This is a genomic window from uncultured Desulfobulbus sp. (genome assembly GCF_963662935.2).
Classification (GTDB): Bacteria; Desulfobacterota; Desulfobulbia; order Desulfobulbales; family Desulfobulbaceae; genus Desulfobulbus.
Genome location: NZ_CAXXTL010000002.1, coordinates 1,443,133 through 1,460,531 on the forward strand (window position 1 = coordinate 1,443,133; position 17,399 = coordinate 1,460,531).

General features: G+C 51.0%; 17 protein-coding genes and 3 pseudogenes. 9 read left to right on the forward strand and 11 right to left on the reverse strand.

Features of this window, described 5'->3' with window-relative positions:
* The first annotated feature begins 98 nt into the window (after positions 1-98).
* Positions 99-254 carry a hypothetical protein gene (locus tag ACHZCX_RS10650; protein ID WP_319587214.1) on the forward strand — a complete coding sequence of 52 codons (156 nt, stop codon included), beginning with the start codon at positions 99-101 and terminating at the stop codon, positions 252-254.
* A gap of 36 nt (positions 255-290) precedes the next feature.
* Here ACHZCX_RS10650 and ACHZCX_RS10655 read toward each other — a convergent pair whose 3' ends face one another.
* From ACHZCX_RS10655 to ACHZCX_RS10665, 3 genes are read right to left on the reverse strand one after another with little or no spacing between them, the layout of a single operon-like run.
* The gene (locus ACHZCX_RS10655) at positions 291-623 is read right to left on the reverse strand and encodes a J domain-containing protein (RefSeq protein ID WP_319587215.1); all 333 of its coding nucleotides are present in this window, start codon (positions 621-623) and stop codon (positions 291-293) included.
* Positions 620-1,231, reverse strand: a complete 612-nt coding sequence (plsY, locus tag ACHZCX_RS10660) for a glycerol-3-phosphate 1-O-acyltransferase PlsY (RefSeq protein WP_319587216.1) — start codon at positions 1,229-1,231, stop codon at positions 620-622. Before plsY ends, ACHZCX_RS10655 begins: the two co-directional genes overlap by 4 nt.
* Before the next feature lie 38 nt (positions 1,232-1,269).
* Positions 1,270-2,130 (reverse strand): hypothetical protein, encoded by an 861-nt coding sequence (locus ACHZCX_RS10665; protein WP_319587217.1) that lies wholly within the window; start codon positions 2,128-2,130, stop codon positions 1,270-1,272.
* A 128-nt stretch (positions 2,131-2,258) separates the two neighbouring features.
* On the opposite strand from ACHZCX_RS10665, the gene def reads away from it, so the two are divergent.
* From def to ACHZCX_RS10685, 4 genes are read left to right on the forward strand one after another with little or no spacing between them, the layout of a single operon-like run.
* A complete protein-coding gene (gene def / locus ACHZCX_RS10670) occupies positions 2,259-2,822 on the forward strand; it encodes a peptide deformylase (protein ID WP_319587218.1) in 564 nt (187 codons plus the stop codon).
* Positions 2,819-3,760: a methionyl-tRNA formyltransferase gene (gene fmt / locus ACHZCX_RS10675; protein WP_319587219.1), complete on the forward strand. Its 942-nt coding sequence runs from the start codon at positions 2,819-2,821 to the stop codon at positions 3,758-3,760. The genes def and fmt overlap by 4 nt, the downstream gene beginning before the upstream one ends.
* On the forward strand, positions 3,760-4,944 hold the full coding sequence (gene larC, locus ACHZCX_RS10680) for a nickel pincer cofactor biosynthesis protein LarC (RefSeq protein ID WP_319587220.1): 1,185 nt from the start codon (positions 3,760-3,762) through the stop codon (positions 4,942-4,944). Before fmt ends, larC begins: the two co-directional genes overlap by 1 nt.
* 6 nt (positions 4,945-4,950) lie before the next feature.
* Positions 4,951-5,409 (forward strand): phosphatidylglycerophosphatase A, encoded by a 459-nt coding sequence (locus ACHZCX_RS10685; RefSeq protein ID WP_319587221.1) that lies wholly within the window; start codon positions 4,951-4,953, stop codon positions 5,407-5,409.
* A 527-nt stretch (positions 5,410-5,936) separates the two neighbouring features.
* On the opposite strand, the gene ACHZCX_RS10690 is transcribed toward ACHZCX_RS10685, so the two are convergent.
* The gene (locus ACHZCX_RS10690; protein ID WP_319587222.1) at positions 5,937-6,197 is read right to left on the reverse strand and encodes a hypothetical protein; all 261 of its coding nucleotides are present in this window, start codon (positions 6,195-6,197) and stop codon (positions 5,937-5,939) included.
* Here ACHZCX_RS10690 and ACHZCX_RS10695 point away from each other — a divergent pair.
* Entirely contained in the window at positions 6,196-6,336 is a 141-nt protein-coding gene (locus tag ACHZCX_RS10695; protein ID WP_319587223.1) for a hypothetical protein, read from the forward strand. The genes ACHZCX_RS10690 and ACHZCX_RS10695 overlap by 2 nt on opposite strands.
* A gap of 466 nt (positions 6,337-6,802) precedes the next feature.
* Here the strand turns inward: ACHZCX_RS10695 and ACHZCX_RS10700 are convergent, their stop codons facing one another.
* Positions 6,803-7,108 carry a hypothetical protein gene (locus ACHZCX_RS10700; RefSeq protein WP_319587224.1) on the reverse strand — a complete coding sequence of 102 codons (306 nt, stop codon included), beginning with the start codon at positions 7,106-7,108 and terminating at the stop codon, positions 6,803-6,805.
* Positions 7,109-7,206: 98 nt separating this feature from the next.
* Here ACHZCX_RS10700 and ACHZCX_RS10705 point away from each other — a divergent pair.
* Both ACHZCX_RS10705 and ACHZCX_RS10710 read left to right on the forward strand, forming a co-directional pair.
* A pseudogene (locus ACHZCX_RS10705) lies at positions 7,207-7,755 on the forward strand (DUF4372 domain-containing protein); the annotation flags it as partial.
* A gap of 109 nt (positions 7,756-7,864) precedes the next feature.
* A pseudogene (locus tag ACHZCX_RS10710) lies at positions 7,865-9,093 on the forward strand (ISL3 family transposase).
* Between the two features lie 1,268 nt (positions 9,094-10,361).
* On the opposite strand, the gene ACHZCX_RS10715 reads toward ACHZCX_RS10710, so the two are convergent.
* The 6 genes and pseudogenes from ACHZCX_RS10715 to ACHZCX_RS10740 all read right to left on the reverse strand — a co-directional run bounded on the left by ACHZCX_RS10715 (position 10,362) and on the right by ACHZCX_RS10740 (position 15,969).
* Positions 10,362-11,111, reverse strand: coding sequence for a hypothetical protein (locus tag ACHZCX_RS10715; RefSeq protein WP_319587226.1), 750 nt, complete (start codon positions 11,109-11,111; stop codon positions 10,362-10,364).
* A gap of 109 nt (positions 11,112-11,220) precedes the next feature.
* Positions 11,221-11,751, reverse strand: coding sequence for a lipocalin-like domain-containing protein (locus ACHZCX_RS10720; protein WP_319587227.1), 531 nt, complete (start codon positions 11,749-11,751; stop codon positions 11,221-11,223).
* Between the two features lie 62 nt (positions 11,752-11,813).
* Positions 11,814-12,911 carry an IS630 family transposase gene (locus ACHZCX_RS10725; protein ID WP_319587228.1) on the reverse strand — a complete coding sequence of 366 codons (1,098 nt, stop codon included), beginning with the start codon at positions 12,909-12,911 and terminating at the stop codon, positions 11,814-11,816.
* Positions 12,912-12,996: 85 nt separating this feature from the next.
* Positions 12,997-13,518 carry a DUF3237 domain-containing protein gene (locus ACHZCX_RS10730; protein ID WP_319587229.1) on the reverse strand — a complete coding sequence of 174 codons (522 nt, stop codon included), beginning with the start codon at positions 13,516-13,518 and terminating at the stop codon, positions 12,997-12,999.
* Between the two features lie 620 nt (positions 13,519-14,138).
* A pseudogene (locus ACHZCX_RS10735) lies at positions 14,139-14,732 on the reverse strand (IS4 family transposase); the annotation flags it as partial.
* 7 nt (positions 14,733-14,739) lie between these two features.
* The gene (locus ACHZCX_RS10740; protein ID WP_319585207.1) at positions 14,740-15,969 is read right to left on the reverse strand and encodes an ISL3 family transposase; all 1,230 of its coding nucleotides are present in this window, start codon (positions 15,967-15,969) and stop codon (positions 14,740-14,742) included.
* A 322-nt stretch (positions 15,970-16,291) separates the two neighbouring features.
* Between ACHZCX_RS10740 and ACHZCX_RS10745 the strand changes: the two genes are divergently transcribed.
* Complete coding sequence (locus tag ACHZCX_RS10745) at positions 16,292-17,374, forward strand: transposase (protein WP_394708826.1); 1,083 nt, start codon at positions 16,292-16,294, stop codon at positions 17,372-17,374.
* Positions 17,375-17,399: the final 25 nt, after the last annotated feature.

Genomic DNA, 17,399 nt, shown 5'->3' on the forward strand with positions numbered 1-17,399 from the left:
ACTCTCTCATCCTCTCAACGCCTCCAGGCTAAACACCTCGGAAAAAAAAGCCGATAAGGAATTCAGGAAGTATTCTTGTTTACCACGGAGGGTAAACCATGACACCCAAACAAGCCATCCATATCCTGATGCTCAGCCCCTGTTACTGGCTGCTCAACCTTTCGGCACGCAAACAACTGGTTCGTGAATACTGTGCGTCCTTTGCCGCCTGGCAACCCTGCTCGATCCCGCTCAAAAAACCGCTCGAACCCTGAGTCCGTTGCGCATCGATCCAATCTTGCCCCTGAGCGCTATCGGTTTTTCTTGCCGCTCCACAGCGGATCCTGGCCGAACCGAGCCTGCCACCAGTCTTCGGGATCATACGGATCAAGCCCTTCGGACTGCCCCTCTTCCCGCTTCAAGGGAAATCGATAGTCATTGCAATAGCGCATCAGCAGTTCGTAGGCGGCGGTGATCCGGTACATCTGCTCGCCGCTTTGCACACTTGCTGTCTTGGCCGTGTCCGGATGATGCTGTTTGCTCAGGCGATGGTAGGCTCGTTTGATCTCGGCCAGGGTCACCAGGTCGCCAAGCCCCAACACCTCTCTGGCCTGTTCGATGGCCTGCCAGTCCTTGGCGTTCACGCCTCAACCTTTTTCTTCCAGGTTTTTTCCGTGCCACGCACCAATCGCCCGATGTTTTGATAATGTTTGATCCAGATCATAAGGACAATGAAGGCGGCCAGCCACAGGTTCCACGCCGGGGCCTGGAGGAAAAAGAGCCAGAGCAGAATCGAGGCCGAACCGAGGAGGGAGCCCAGAGAGACAAAACCAAAAAGATACACCGAGGCAACAAAGACCAGCAAACAGCCAAGCACCGCAAGCGGGGCAAGATAGAGAAAGGCGCCGAGTGCGGTGGCCACACCTTTGCCGCCTTTAAAGTGCAGGTAGACCGGAAACATATGCCCCAAAACCGTGGCCGCGCCGCAGAGAGCGATAATCAGGTCGCGGTGAGGGTCGGTTTGCAAGAGCAGGCCGGCGAGAAACATCGGCAGGTACCCTTTGCACATATCAAAAACCAGGGTCAGCGCACCCTTCTTCTTGCCAAGCAAGCGGGTCACGTTGGTGGCGCCGATATTCCTGCTCCCCTGGGTACGGATATCGATACCGCTCTTCCGGGACAGCAGCAGGCCAAAGGGGATAGCCCCAAGAAGATACGCGGCAAAAATACAGAAAATTCCGATGCTATTCATAGAGTTTCGTTGTGTGTTATAAACCGCAGCGCCGGGACTCAGGCCTTATTCTGCCGGAAAACCATCTCCAGTTCGCAGGCTGCGGCATAGGCGGTAATCTCGTCTTGCAGCAGTTGGACATAGGGACAGTCCACCACCGCCAGCAACGTCTGCCGCAGACGGAAGGCCGGTTGTCCCTGGTCTTCAATTGGTTCCACCACATAGGGGAAAATCTGCGGCCGGCGGCAGACCTGGGGCCGATCAGGATAGACATGACAACGACCCGAAGCCTCCAGGTTGGGGCAGCAGCTCGCCTTGGGCAGGATCAGGCTCCAACCCGGCTGCCAGCGGATCAGCGCCGGCTCCGCACGGTCGAAAAAATCACGGCCACTCACTTTGAGCGGGGGTTCGTCGTCAACCCGATGGGCCTGCGACTCAGCAGAATCGATCCGCTCCAGCGGGAAAAAATCGATTTCTCCCGGTTGCAGCGGGATCTCGAAATAGGCCTGGGCCATGCCCGCATCCGGGCCGGAGCAGCAGAGAGTGCAACCGCACGGTGCACAGAGCAGGCTGTTGATTCGCTCCAGTTCCCGGACAAGAATATGTTGCGCCACCAGGGCTCCGGTCGCGACCATGGGGTCAACCGGATGCCCGTCGGAATCAACCACCCGATCGTGCGGTGGTACGCCTGCCTTGAGAGCAACCAGAGGCTGCAGCAAATCCGCGTAGGGCGCAAGCAACGAGGCCGCATCCCCATAGAGGGCATAACCGGTTTCGATGTCTGCAGGCATTTGGCCGATCACCTCCTCCACCGAGGCAAAGTCACCGGTCAGATACAAAAATTGGACAATCCCAACCAGGGGCAGGACTGGTTGTCGCAGCAACGCGAGCCCCGCCTTCAATGCTTCTTTCTCGACCATTTCGCTCCCACCAAGAATTAGGCCCGCACCCTACACAAAAAAATGCCGAAAAACAAGCCGCCACCGCGCCCAACCCAGCCAAGACGGCGCAGACGTCTTTACTTTAGCCCGCAAACTGATTACATACAATGGGGTCAACCCGCACCAAAAAGGTGCTCGCGCACCATGAACAACACATCACTATGGCTATCAGAACGATCATCACTTACCCGCATCCGGTTCTCCGGCAAAAGGCGGAAAAAATAACGATTTTTGACCAGGAATTGAAAAACCTGGTCGCAGATATGGCGGACACCATGTACAAAGCCCCGGGCGTCGGTCTGGCGGCAAACCAGATTGGCGTTGCCCGCCAACTGGTGCTGGTGGACCGCTCCACCGTCGAAAACCAGCGAACGTATATCACCTTGATCAATCCTGAGATCACCGGCGGCGAGGGCAGTGTCATTGACGAGGAAGGCTGCCTGAGCGTGATCGAATGTTACGCCAATGTCAAACGCTTCCGCAAGATCCATGTCACCGCCCAGGATGTGGACGGCAATCCCCTGGAGTTTGATGCCGAAGACCGCTATGCCCGCATCATCCAGCATGAGGTCGATCACCTCTTGGGCACCCTGTTCATCGACCGGCTCAGCTCACTCAAGCGCGCTCTCTATAAAAAGAAGCTGAAGAGAATCCTCCAGGAGGAGGAATGAGCGCACCCTTGCGGATCGTCTTCATGGGCACCCCTGATTTTGCCGTGCCCTCGCTCCAGGCCCTCATAGAAGGCCCGAATCAGATGGTAGCGGTGGTCTGTCAGCCCGACCGCCAGCGTGGCCGGGGCAAGGTACTGAGTCCGCCACCGGTCAAGGTGCTGGCCGAACAGCATGATATCCCGGTGCTCCAGCCGCCGTCGGTGCGCAAGGAGCCTTTTTTAGAGCAGCTCCGTGAGCTCGCGCCGGACCTGCTGGTAGTGGTGGCCTACGGCAAGATCCTGCCAGCTTCTCTGCTGCAGTTGCCCCGCCTGGGGGCGATCAACGTCCATGGTTCGCGCCTGCCCAAATACCGGGGGGCAGCCCCGATCCAGTGGGCGGTGATCAACGGCGAAACCGAGACCGGCATCACCATCATGCAGCTGGATGAGGGCATGGACACCGGCGACATCCTCTTGACCGTGCCGGTGACTATCGGCCCACAGGAGACGGCGGGTGAACTGTTTGACCGCCTGGCCCGGTTGGGCGGCGAAACGCTCGGCCCTGCCATTGAACGACTCAAGCAGGGTCAACTGACACCGCAGCCGCAGGATCACACCCTGGCCAGTGCCGCGCCAATGCTGACCAAGGAAATGGGCCATCTCGACTGGAGCCTGCCTGCCGCCCGGCTCCACTGCCTGATCCGAGGGCTTGATCCCTGGCCCTCGGCCTACGGTTTTATCGACAGCAAGCGCTACCGTTTTTTTAATCCAGAAATCGTCAGATATAAAGCCGCCCAACCGCCCGGCACCCTCTGTCGTGTCGACAATCAGGGACTTTTGATCGCCACCGGCGAAGACTCCCTGCTCATCCGTGAGATACAACCCGAGGGCAAAAAGCGGATGGAGGTTGCGACCTGTCTCCGTGGCGCCCACATTACACCCGGCACACCTATTACCTGATGAACACCGCCTATCTTGACTGTTTTTCCGGGGTCAGCGGCGACATGCTGTTGGGTGCCCTCCTTGATGCCGGACTGCCCGAGGCGTATCTGCGGGAAGTGCTGGCCGCCCTGCCGCTGCACGGTTTCAATCTGGCAGTGGCGCGGAAAACCGTGCAGGGGTTTGCCGCCACTCAGGCGACCGTCGAATGTAACAGCCACGATCATCATTCCCATGAACACCGCCATCTGGCGGAGATCAGCAGCTTGCTCGGCAAAGCTTTAATTCCGGCTCAGATCCGGGACAAGGCCCTGGCAGTCTTCACCCGTTTGGCCGAGGCCGAGGCGGCAGTCCACGGGACCACCATCGAGCAGATTCATTTCCACGAGGTCGGAGCCGTGGACGCTATCGTTGACATTGTCGGTGTGGTGGCCGGTTTCGAATATCTCAAGATTAACCGCCTGATCTGCTCCCCCCTGCCCATGGCCCGGGGTTGGGTCACCTGCGCCCACGGCGATATTCCCCTGCCGGGACCAGCGGTCTGCCGATTATTGGCAGGTGTACCGGTGTATGGTGAAAACATCGACCAGGAGCTGGTCACCCCCACCGGCGCGGCCCTTGTTCGGGAACTAGCCAATGATTTCGGCCCGATGCCGCCGATGCGGCTTGCCCGGACCGGCTACGGTGCCGGCTCAATGGAGCGGCACGACGGACGGCCCAACCTGCTGCGCCTGCTGCTCGGCCAAAGCATGGTGGTGCAGGAAGCTCAGCAGGTCGAGGTGATCGAGACCCATCTCGACGACTGGAATCCGGAACTCTGGCCCCATGTGAGCGAGCGCCTGATGACCGCCGGCGCCCTCGACGTCTGCCTGATTCCCATACAGATGAAGAAGGGGCGGCCGGGCTTTCTCCTGCGGGTGATCGCCGAACCGGCCACCCGGGAGACTGTCACCAACATGGTCTTCAGTGAAACCAGCGCTATCGGCCTGCGTCTGCGGCGAGAAGAGCGCCTGACCCTGCCCCGAGAAATAATCACCGTCACCACCCCCTGGGGCGATCTGCCCGCAAAAAAAATCAACACTCCGACCGGCACGGTCATCACCCCCGAGTATGAGGCCTGCCGCACGCTAGCCGAGGCGCATCACCTTCCGCTGCAGGAAGTGTATGCCGCCGTCCGCCGTCACTCCCCGCCAACGTCTTCCTGAACCGCCATGGACCGTCTGCTGATGTTCATTGCCACCGGGGCCTACAGTGGCTACCTGCCAAAAGCCCCTGGGACCTGGGGCTCAGCGGTTGGGGTGTTGATCTGGCTGCTGCTTAACCGGTTGGGAACAATTCCGTATATCTCCGTCATCGGCACACTCTTTGTCATCGGCATCTTCAGCGCCGGGGCGGCGGAAAAGATTGTCGACCGGCCCGATCCGGGCATTGTGGTCATTGATGAAATCGTCGGCCTCCTGATTGCGCTCAGCCTAGCCCCCGCACACCCGGCCGCTGTTTTCGCCGGATTTTGTTTATTTCGTTTTTTTGATATATGGAAGCCCTTCCCGGTTAACTGGATAGACTGTCATCTGCATGGCGGCCTGGGCATTATGCTCGACGATGTTGTCGCCGGATTGTACGCCTTGCTGGTGCTCGAGCTCGGACTCTGGCTGATCAGGATGTTATGAGAAGAAGGGTCGAAAAACCCTCTACAGGGTACAAGAAGAAGCTTCTATGGCTGGTTACATCGACTCCACACCCATGCCTTTCCTGATCCCATCCCCGAATGGTCCAAGGAGAGCCGCTCGGAGCGGATCGTTCCTTTTTCCACGCTCCACTCCGAGGCCCTCTCTCGCTACCGGAGCTTAGATTCGAAATCTTTATTCTTTTCGAGATGTTGTGATGATTTTTTTGGCCATCAAGCTCCACTCACCCAACTGCCATCCAACTGATCTCGGTATGGTTTTTTTCCCGTTTTTCTTCGATAAATTCTTTATCTAAATCGTCCCCTCAAATTTTGCGCACCACCGACCTACCCCAACCCATGCCGGACTTCTGGATGGGTTGACTGACGGGGTAAAACCTGCAGGTACCGTTGGGTGTTTGTTTTAGCTTCTGGTTGAAAAAAAAAGCCATGAAATAACGGGCAGTACACCCATTTCCTCCTGGCTTTTTTTAGAATTTCTACGTTATCCGTAGGGCTGTTTTGAATTACTTACCAACGGTGATAATCTCCAAGGTAATTATCCATGCAGCGTTGAAAGCGATGGCCGCCAACACGATAGCGATTAGCGCAGTTGTGGTAAGCACGCCTATAGCGCTGTTCGTAGACATGTTGTTCGCGGCTGTGGTGATCTCTGTTGTCATAATAATAGCCATCGCGGCCGCTAGCAGATGCAATTGAAAATGATCCAGCCTCCATTATCGTGCTGAATGCAAGGCCCACTATACAAATAGCTCGGATAAATCGTTTCATGAGTGAACACCTGATAGAAGAGTTTTGCTGCCATCGTCTCTGCCAGAAATTAACAGGATTTATCTTCTTTCATAATAGCCACCGCCTCTATGGTGATCGTATCTACCACGTCCATACCCATCATCATGCCAAGGCCTAGGCCAGCAACACCCGCCAAGCGATACAAGCATTGTCACCAGGACCACTCCCAATATAATTATTTTCTTCATTGCGCTCACCATTGATTTTTTTGTTGAAAGGTTATGTTGTCAACTGAGGGTATTATGTTGGGAGCGGGCGGTTCCATGGCGGTCTTTTTTGTGTGAGATGAAGGAATGTGAACCCCTTGAAAATTAAATTTTATCGCAGGAGATAACTCTTGGATAGCATACGGCATACCATTTTTCTCATGCTGGTCGCTGTGGAATAAAAAATCTATTTAATCAATGTGTTGGCTGAATTGTTTGAGCGCCATTTGGTTTGACAGTAAGGTCTGCTGGATAATTATTACTCGCAGCCAGCCTATGTGTGTATTTGTTACTCACTCCCATTTGCTTCAACTGCATTGAGCAAGTCAGCCAGATATCCGTAATTGTAGCTAGATCACCCAAAAATCAGGCTTTACGTCACAGTCGCCGAGAAGGTCTTCTCTTGTCCATCCAACAGGGCACGAATATTGCCCAAGTCCAGCCTTCACTACTGAAGGCACCACTGCTGTCATTTGTCGAGATGCGGACGTAGGACTTGCTGGTGTCCTCATCAATGCCGATTTCATAGGACAGGTCTCCCCTACCCCTGGCGGTGAGCTTTGAACAGGTTCCTCGGTAGAGTATTCTGATGATCTTGATGGATTTTTTTACCTCTAGTTTGCTGAATTTATTCTCTGGCGCCGGTTTGGTGGAATTTTTTTCATGGTTTTCTCCTGAAATCACTGCTGTCTCATAAATGATCAATAAAAAGAGGCTCAGAGAGCTCTTTGGGGTATAATGATTTTGCGAAAAAGATCATACAAACCAAGGAGATCCGAGCCATGGCCCATAGCGATACCGCGCTGAAGCAACTGATTGCACTTGTACCGAGATATGAATTCGATGCTCTTGCCAAAGTACATCATGCGGGACAGAAGTTCCGCTCCTACAACCGGTGGAGTCAGTTCTTGGCTCTGCTGATCGGGCAGATGTCCGGCAGAAGAAGTCTCCGGGATATCACCGACAACCTGAAGGCGCAAGGCCAACGCCTCTATCACCTCGGCATGAAGAAAACCTGCAAAGCAACACTGGCACGGGTGAATGCCGAGCAGCCTGCCACCCTCTATCAAATGCTGTTCGCCCGACTGTTGAGCCGATGCCAACTGGCTGCTCCCAAACACAAGTTCTCCTTCCAGGGCAAGCTCTACCTCTTGGACGCCACGGTGATCAATCTCTGCCTGTCCGTGTTTCCATGGGCCGAGTTTCGGCAGAAAAAAGGGGCCATCAAGTTGCACATGGGGCTGGATGCCGATGGCTTTATCCCCGCGTTCATGGACATGACCAGCGGCAAGGTGCATGAGATCAACTGGGCCAAAACCCTCAAACTTCCGAGGTTCCCCGCACGAAACGGTGCGTAAAACAGCTTAACAAATTTAAAAGCATGAGTTCTTTTAGGTAGATAAAGGCCGGCCAGCCAATAATCTATCTACAGAGGAACTCATGCTTGTTGAACAGATAATCAAACAGACGGTTGATTTGCAAGGTTTTCGAGTACATACGGTCACCAAAGACTCCGATGGAATAATCGCTGAAATTCGTCCTGATGCCCGCCACAGGGTGCGATGCGGGTCATGCGGACATCCTGCCGTCTACCGGGATCGGCGAGAGGTGCGATTCTTTCGCCACGTGCCTCTGTGGAATATACCTGTCTGGGTCAAATATGTACCTCGTCGGGTGTCTTGTTCTCGATGTGGAGGCGTCCGCACGGAGAAACTTCCCTGGGTGACGGGCAAGCAACGCTTTACTCTTGCCTACAGTTGCTACCTGGCCAAGTGGGCCGAGATGCTGCCCTGGTACTCTGTCGCCAAACTGTTCAGTTGTGCCTGGGGTACGGTTGCCACAGCAGTCAAAAGCGTAGTGAAATATGGCATGGAGCATCGCGATCTCAGCGGCATTACGCATATTGGTATTGATGAGATTTCGCGGAAAAAAGGTCATGTCTACCTCACCAATGTGTACGATCTCCGCTCAAAAACCTTGATCTGGAGCGGGGTTGAAAGAACCAAAGATACCTTGCGCAGCTTTTTCAACTACCTCGGGCCAGAGCGGACAAACAAACTCCAGGGCATCTGTTGCGATATGTGGAAGCCCTATGTCGAGGTGATCAAGGAATGTGCTCCGCAGGCAACTCTTGTTTTTGATAAATTTCATATCGTTCGCCACCTGATGGAAGCGGTTGATCAAGTCCGGCGAGATGAGATCCGAGAAAAAGGAAAGGAACACAAGGAGCTCATGAAGGACAGCCGGTATATCTGGCTTAAGAATCCTTGGAACCTTACGCCGAAGCAAAGGATCAGACTCAGCAGCCTTGAGCATATGAATCTGAAGATCAACAGGGCCTATCTCCTCAAAGAGCGCTTTCGAGATTTATGGTCCTATAAGACAAAAACCTGGGCCAGGAAGCACTTGAAGCAGTGGTTTTGGTGGGCAACGCATTCTCGCCTGGAACCCTTACGCGAGTTTGCCTGGATGGTCCGACGCCATGAAGAAAACATCCTGACCTGGTTCCACATGCCATCAGCAACGGCACTGTCGAAGGGCTCAACAATAAAGCCAAAGTCGTCAGCCACAAGGCCTATGGGTTCAGAACAGCTGACCTCTTTATCTGCAACCTCTACCACTGTATGGGCAACTTACCGGCCATACCGCTCATGCACCGTTTCATGTGAGGAACCAGATGTTCATATCCTTTCATGACAGCCTCCTTGGCTTTTATTATTAAATTAGTCAATCCTAATATTAACATAAACCCTAATAGGTTGATGTCAATTATTTAGCTCCCAAAATCCATTATCTCTGGATTCTTCATTCATCAACTTAGAGTTGAATCGGCGAGTGAAAAATAAGGTATTCCAAACTGATAATCGATTGATCGTTTCCACTATTTTAAAAAATGGACAGGCCGCTCTGTTGACTGTCCGTTTTTAAAACAATAGTTGGTTGTTACAGAATGTTTATTATATTATACAGTTAGACCGTGCTCACTTGTAACATTGTCCGATTACAGGACGTTTTCTTCGTTTTCGTCATCGTTCTTTCTTTCGTCTTTATCCGGATTCCCTACTGTTTACGTCCTTTTTTTAATCTCTGTCAAAATAAACCGAATTATTACGGAATGATACCATGCGCTCGTCACTTGTGGCATAAATACTGCTTCAATAGAGGCAGTCAGCTTTTTATAACTTGATGCCCGATGAACAGAAAAAGAACGCTGATACCGTATCCGAGAAAGGGATAATCAGGAAACATAAGAGGAGCTTGGAATAAACCCAAGAATGAAGTGACTTCATGATCAAATTAAGCAGATGGCATTTTCGACTCATAATAGGCCAGGTGATGATGGGGTTAGTTTTTACCGCAATATTTAGCAGTATAAACGTAACGCCCTCCTACGCCGATGATGGTTATTACCCTAGAGGAAGAGGTGACTGGCATGACCATGACCGCCATAGGCATGGGCGCTGGCATGATAGGGGTAGATATCGGTATTATGATGATGGGTACAGGGAACTCATTTATGTTGATCCTGGCTACACGGAGAGAGTTTATGTGCCGCCACCACCGGTTTACTACTCGCCACCACCACCCGTTTACTATGCACCGCCGCCTGGTATTAGTATTTCCCTTCCACCTATTATTATACGGTGAACTGCCCAGCCTAAAAGCTGAGAGATGACCTGATCTGACAGTTACCAATTTTATATTCCGGTAGTTGTCAGATCAGACAGTAATGGCTACATCTGATATTCTTATTGCCTTCCGGTCAGCGGGCGGGAGCAAGAGCTAGGTAAACGCTACTGCTTGTTTACATGGTTATCTTTCTCGCTCTTACTAGTTAAACGTGCACCGCCTCTTCTTTCCGCACTAATCGCTTGCGCCCTTGATGGGCTTGAACACAAGGACACCTTTCTCAAAACTTTTATGAAATTAGAAATGCTCAAGTATCAAGATATTTTCTCATCTCTTTTTCTACAGATTCAGGCATTCCCCACTTGTACTTACTGAGGATTTGACCGTAGATTTCCCTCTTGGTCCTGTCGCGCGTTGAAGGATCCTCAAGATCTTTTTTGTTACGCCTTAGGATATTTCGGATTTCATCCACATTGTGATAATCAGGATAAACAGCATAAGAGGCGTCAAAGCTTCGAATTGCATCGTCAAACTTATCAGCGAGGAGGAATTCAAAACCCTTTGACTCGTTTACCCTTGCTTGATCAGGATTCTTTCCACGAACAATACTCTGAGCTCTATCGATATCAACTTGGATGGCAGTGGTTAGATTTCGGCTTTTTTCGGCAAGTCCTTTTGACTCTTGAGCCATTAGAGGAGTCGGATTCACCATGGCTATGGTCCCTGAAGCTTTCGCGTTCTCTATTTTTTGATTCTGTTCCTCTATAGATTTTCGAAGCAGAGCATTCTCTTCTCGCAACTTTAGGCTTGCAGAACTCTGTTCATTAAGCTTCTCTTCCGCTGCAGATAAAGCCTCCTTAAGTTTATTGGCCTGTTGTTCAAGTTGATCTACGCCACTTATTTTTTTCCCCTTAAGTTTTACTCCAAATATTTCCGCTTCAATTTCACCACCGAGTAAACTGCCTATCTCTGCATGAAAGCTAAATAGAACAACAACGATTAAAACAGGCCAAACGAGTACCTTGATAAAATTTAGGGTTAACTCAGGCTTGTCCATTACAAAATCTCCACTATAACTATTTTCAGGTAAGAAAACAGTGCTCTATCAATTAAGCATTGTAGTTAGTGACTCCTTTACCAACAAGCGTGTATGCTCCCCCTCTACTTTACTTGACTCGTTTCCAGGTGGGGTAACCTTTGCCGCCAATGGCCGCTGCGGGATTAATGACCTTCATCTCATCTCCAGTGACATTCATAAACAGCTTCTGTTCTTCCCCATCCCAGTTCGGGAAAGTGCTCCCCTCTATGTTAAAGACCACCATATTCTCCTTTGCGTTCGCTATTTTGTAGCTCCCGAACCAGGCAAGTGAACCTTGAACAACGGCTTGATTTTCCTCGGTGGTACCTTTTATTCGGCTAGTAGCGGCGAATTTTGGGAGGCTTGATTTCATCATGATTACCGAGAAACGGCCATTTGGGGTCAAAATCATGGAACCTCTCGGATTGGCCCCGAATACATCGATCTTTTCCCCTTCCTTTTCAACGAAAATCGAGACAAGGGTCCAAGTTCCTTGAATCTGTTTTTCCAAAGCGCCTCCCTTTTCTTTGGCCCAAACATCTGAGATTCCGAACATCACCGCAGTAAAAATGGCAAGGAATTGCACTGCTACTACCAGACCTTTGACGTAACTTTTCATAGTGTTTCTCCTTTCACAGTTTCGCGGTTTTCTATTGTTATCCTGAATCGCAATACAGCCATCTAGTGTCCCGTGCGGTTAGTCTCGTTGTTTAATGATTGTTTTGCTCTTTCCACTTTATCAAGGATACCATCGGCGCTTTTTGTCCACTTGAAAGGTTTTGCCGTCTTTGAATTATGAGGGCTTATGAAACGGTGGATTTCGTTTCTCAGTTCTTTGACACTGGTAAAAACTCCGCGATAAAGAGAACGACGTTCCAGCTGTCCAAACCAGCCTTCTACAGCATTAAGCCATGATGCGCTGGTTGGGGTAAAATGCATTTTGAAGCGGGGATTGGTCTTGAGCCACTTCTTCACTTCAACCGTTTTGTGTGTACTGCTGTTGTCCAGAATAACGTGGAGGTCAACATCTGACGGCATTGCTTTTTTTATTTGCCAAAGAAAATCGAGAAATTCTTTTGCCCTGTGCCGTGCTGTCGTCCTCCCAATAACCTTACCGGTTACAATCTCAAAGGCAGCGTAAAGGCTGGTGGTCCCGTTTCGCTTATAATCATGTGTCCGACGTTCAATTTGGCCTGGCCGCAACGGGAGCATCGGTTGGGTTCGATCTAATGCCTGAATTTGAGTTTTTTCGTCAACGGATAAAACAACCGCATTTTCAGGAGGATTCATGTACAGCCCAACGACATCTATAACCTTTTCAGCAAAGTGTGGATCATTGCTGATTTTGAATGTCTTGAGCCGATGGGGTTTTAAGTCGGCAGCCTTCCATATTTCCCGCACTTGCCAGGTGGTGACATGAGCCGCTTTCGCCATGAGGCGGACACTCCAATGAGTCGCCTCTCGAGGAATGCATTCCACGGTCATTCTCAGCACTTCCATGACTTCTTCTTTGGGAAGCTTCTTGGGCTGACCACTTCGAAAACGATCCTGAAGGCCCGTGAGGCCTTGATCTTTGAATCGCTTCCTCCAGCGGTAGACAGTCAGTGCAGTGGTCCCGAGCTGGCTTGCCACTTGCTCAACTGTCTTTCCAGAAGCCGTCAGCAGGATGATCTCCGCACGGAATACAAGGCTTTGCGCTGTTTTAGGTGAACGCAGCAGGGCTTCGAGGCTCCGCTGCTCGTCTTCATTAATTGTATAGTTTTCATGTGTGCGTGGCATGACGCACTATAACACATAAGTTGATAAATATGCCCAATTAACCGCACGGGACACTAGCTACAATAATACCCGAGAGGGGCGGGTGCTATTTCATCTCAAAAATATCGTATTTGATGGTGTGCCCACGCTGAAGCGATACCATCTTCCCGACCGCCTGGACCTGATTGAGCCAGGCGTATTTGGTCGAAGCAGTATTGAAACGAGGCGCGACCATGAAATACCCGTCGAGATGTGTGACAACCTCCCCTTTGTTCAACCGCTCAGCAGCATTCTTCGGAAATGCCATCACCCCACCGTACTCCATGAAGATGAGTTCGTTGTCATCGGTCTTGATCATCAAGCGTACGTCGAGCCGTGAAGAACCGTCGGGCATATTGTAGAGCCAGTCTCCTGAGGGTGCGACAAGAGTGCCATTGATCTTCGGGCCGCGTAACGTCCCACCACTGACGTTGACGACACGGCGTGCTCCGACCAATTGTGGGATATCCATCATGACTTCGAGGGTCATTAGGTATTCCTGCCGCAATTCGACCGTAGGCTTTAACTCTTGAGCTGAGACTGAGACTGTCATCAAGGCCACGACAACGGCGATAACATAACTTTTCATTGTGGTTCTCCTTTCGCTGTTCCCAGTTTTAATGTCCGCATTGAATATCTCAATCACCTACCATCACACAGATTGTTTTTACAGAACTTCTATATAAACAAGGAGTATTTAAATTTAGTATGCGTAGGTACAGCTCTATTTTCAATAGTGTATATTTGTACATTTTATGGATATTTAAAATACCTACAAATAAAACATCAACCACAAAGTAGGATTGATTCTCGTCAAACCCGGTAAATGAAACTGTTTCAAGTAACCTTTCAGTAAAGCCATGGATAGCTGGGTATAGTGCCTCGTTATTTCATGGCTTTTTTATTTCCACAGGAGGAGGTTCATGAATCGAAGAAGTCTGTACAAACCCCAGAAACCTTTTCGGGAGGATAAATGACCAAAAATCAAAGAACCAGATTAGTGTCCAAAATTGCGATATTCATCATAGCATTCTCATTGTCTATTGTGATCGTTCCATATGAAGCTGTCTTCATAGCACTTTTTTGTGCAATTCAACTCGCCAGGCAAATCTAAACACCCCCCTCGTATGTATTCAATACATAGCCACGGATAACTCGGTATTGCGTCCTGTTGGTTCGTGGCTTTTTTTATTTCAGGACATTGCTGTCTTATAGATTTTCCCACAATAAAATCTGCGGAGAAACAGTACGTTGAGCAACGGTTGGTTTGAAAAGTTCGATTAAATTCCTCTTGGTGAAGAGGTTGAGCTGCAGCACCCGGAGGATCTGCTGCATGGAACTACTCAATTTTGCTTTAAAATTGAGATAAGCGACCAAGAGGTACACGCATAGGGCTATCCACACCTGGGTCAACACTGCGTTGCTGGATGTTCCCAGAAAAGTTTTGATCTTCAGATTCTGCTTGATCCACTTGAAGAACAGCTCGATCTGCCAGCGCTCCTTATAAATAGCTGCGATCTCCTTGGCTTTCAGGTGGTGGGCATTGGTGACAAAGCGATATTCGACACCGGTTTCCGCATCGGTGTACGCGACCAAGCGAAGCGGCTCCTTGACGCCCTTGAGCCGGATGGACTGGTCATTGGTGATGCCGGGGCTTTTACGTCCAGCCCGTTTGAGCAGGTATTCGACATCGGCGTTGCTTTTCAGGCGGGTGACAAAGAAAATGGAGTTTATGGTCAGGTCATTATACCATGCGTAATCGGTGAAGCCGCGATCAAAGCAGACAAAGGATCCCTTCGGAAGTGGTTCCTCACATGAAACGGTGCATGAGCGGTATGGCCGGTAAGTTGCCCATACAGTGGTAGAGGTTGCAGATAAAGAGGTCAGCTGTTCTGAACCCATAGGCCTTGTGGCTGACGACTTTGGCTTTATTGTTGAGCCCTTCGACAGTGCCGTTGCTGATGGGCATGTGGAACCAGGTCAGGATGTTTTCTTCATGGCGTCGGACCATCCAGGCAAACTCGCGTAAGGGTTCCAGGCGAGAATGCGTTGCCCACCAAAACCACTGCTTCAAGTGCTTCCTGGCCCAGGTTTTTGTCTTATAGGACCATAAATCTCGAAAGCGCTCTTTGAGGAGATAGGCCCTGTTGATCTTCAGATTCATATGCTCAAGGCTGCTGAGTCTGATCCTTTGCTTCGGCGTAAGGTTCCAAGGATTCTTAAGCCAGATATACCGGCTGTCCTTCATGAGCTCCTTGTGTTCCTTTCCTTTTTCTCGGATCTCATCTCGCCGGACTTGATCAACCGCTTCCATCAGGTGGCGAACGATATGAAATTTATCAAAAACAAGAGTTGCCTGCGGAGCACATTCCTTGATCACCTCGACATAGGGCTTCCACATATCGCAACAGATGCCCTGGAGTTTGTTTGTCCGCTCTGGCCCGAGGTAGTTGAAAAAGCTGCGCAAGGTATCTTTGGTTCTTTCAACCCCGCTCCAGATCAAGGTTTTTGAGCGGAGATCGTACACATTGGTGAGGTAGACATGACCTTTTTTCCGCGAAATCTCATCAATACCAATATGCGTAATGCCGCTGAGATCGCGATGCTCCATGCCATATTTCACTACGCTTTTGACTGCTGTGGCAACCGTACCCCAGGCACAACTGAACAGTTTGGCGACAGAGTACCAGGGCAGCATCTCGGCCCACTTGGCCAGGTAGCAACTGTAGGCAAGAGTAAAGCGTTGCTTGCCCGTCACCCAGGGAAGTTTCTCCGTGCGGACGCCTCCACATCGAGAACAAGACACCCGACGAGGTACATATTTGACCCAGACAGGTATATTCCACAGAGGCACGTGGCGAAAGAATCGCACCTCTCGCCGATCCCGGTAGACGGCAGGATGTCCGCATGACCCGCATCGCACCCTGTGGCGGGCATCAGGACGAATTTCAGCGATTATTCCATCGGAGTCTTTGGTGACCGTATGTACTCGAAAACCTTGCAAATCAACCGTCTGTTTGATTATCTGTTCAACAAGCATGAGTTCCTCTGTAGATAGATTATTGGCTGGCCGGCCTTTATCTACCTAAAAGAACTCATGCTTTTAAATTTGTTAAGCTGTTTTACGCACCGTTTCGTGCGGGGAACCTCTCTTATAGGGCCCTTTTCAAAAAAATTAACAGTACGAGCCTTTTGCAAAAAGACGAGAACTATCGGTAGCCGAGAGGGGCGACTGCCGCACAATTTTCAGTTTAACAATCTGAAATAATTGAGCTTAATGGCATTTCACGGTAAAGTTTTGTATCCAGCAAAACAGAACCGAGGAGAATGCCATGAAGCTCACGGAAAAGATATCATGGTTGATGGGGCGTGTCCAAAGAAGTCTGTTCCCCCATCTGAACGAATATTTGCCATCGCCGCTTACTGATCAGGAGAAGCGGTTGGTGTCGATCCTGGAGATCGTCCAGGTTGAACGACATGTACCCAGAATCGTCACCCGGTATCGGTATCCCGGTCGCAAGCCTCTTGACCGGCAGGCTTTGGCCCGTGCGTTCGTGGCCAAAGCGCTCTATCGTCATCCGACGACCAGCGATCTGCACCGCGCCCTGCAATCGGCAACCAACCTGCGAAGGATATGTGGATTCAGAGGTTTGAGCAGTCTCCCTTCGGAGGCCACCTTTTCGCGGGCCTTTACCGCATTTGCCGCCGGCAGTCTGGGCCATGTGGTGCATGATGCATTGGTAGCAGAATACCTGTCGCATGAGCTTATCGGTCACATAAGCCGGGATTCCACGGCGATTGTTGGCCGCGAGAAACCGGCGAAGAAGGTTGCCAAAGAGCCGAAGCCGCGCCGCAAAAGAGGCCGTCCCGCCAAGGGCGAACAACGTGAAGCGGACACTTTAATAAAGCGGATGGATCGCCAGGTGGACCAGACCGCAGAGGAGGCCATTGACGAACTACCGATTGTCTGTGACCGCGGGGCCAAGCAGAATGCCAAGGGGTACAAAACAGCATGGAACGGCTACAAGTTGCATCTGGATACCAATGATATCGGTCTTCCGATCAGCGCCCTTGTTACCTCTGCCTCTCTGCATGACAGCCAGGTAGCTATTCCGCTGATCAAACTGACCAGCAAAAAGGTAACCTACCTCTACGACCTGATGGATGCCGCTTACCACGCCCAGCGGATTGAAGAGATCAGCAGGGAGTTTGGGCATGTCCCGATTGTCGATAGAAATGGACGGGGCAAGGAGGTTGTTCCCATGGCGCCTCATGAGGCAGAACGCTACAAGATTCGATCTTGTGCGGAACGGGCGAACAGCAGGCTGAAAGAAGACTTCGGCGCAAGTAATGTCATGGTCAAAGGGCACAGCAAGGTAAAACTCCACCTGATGCTTGGTGTTGTCGTCCTGTTTGCCGATCAGTTGCTTCGACTGGCCGGATAGAATATCAAAGATCAGAAAATGAGGT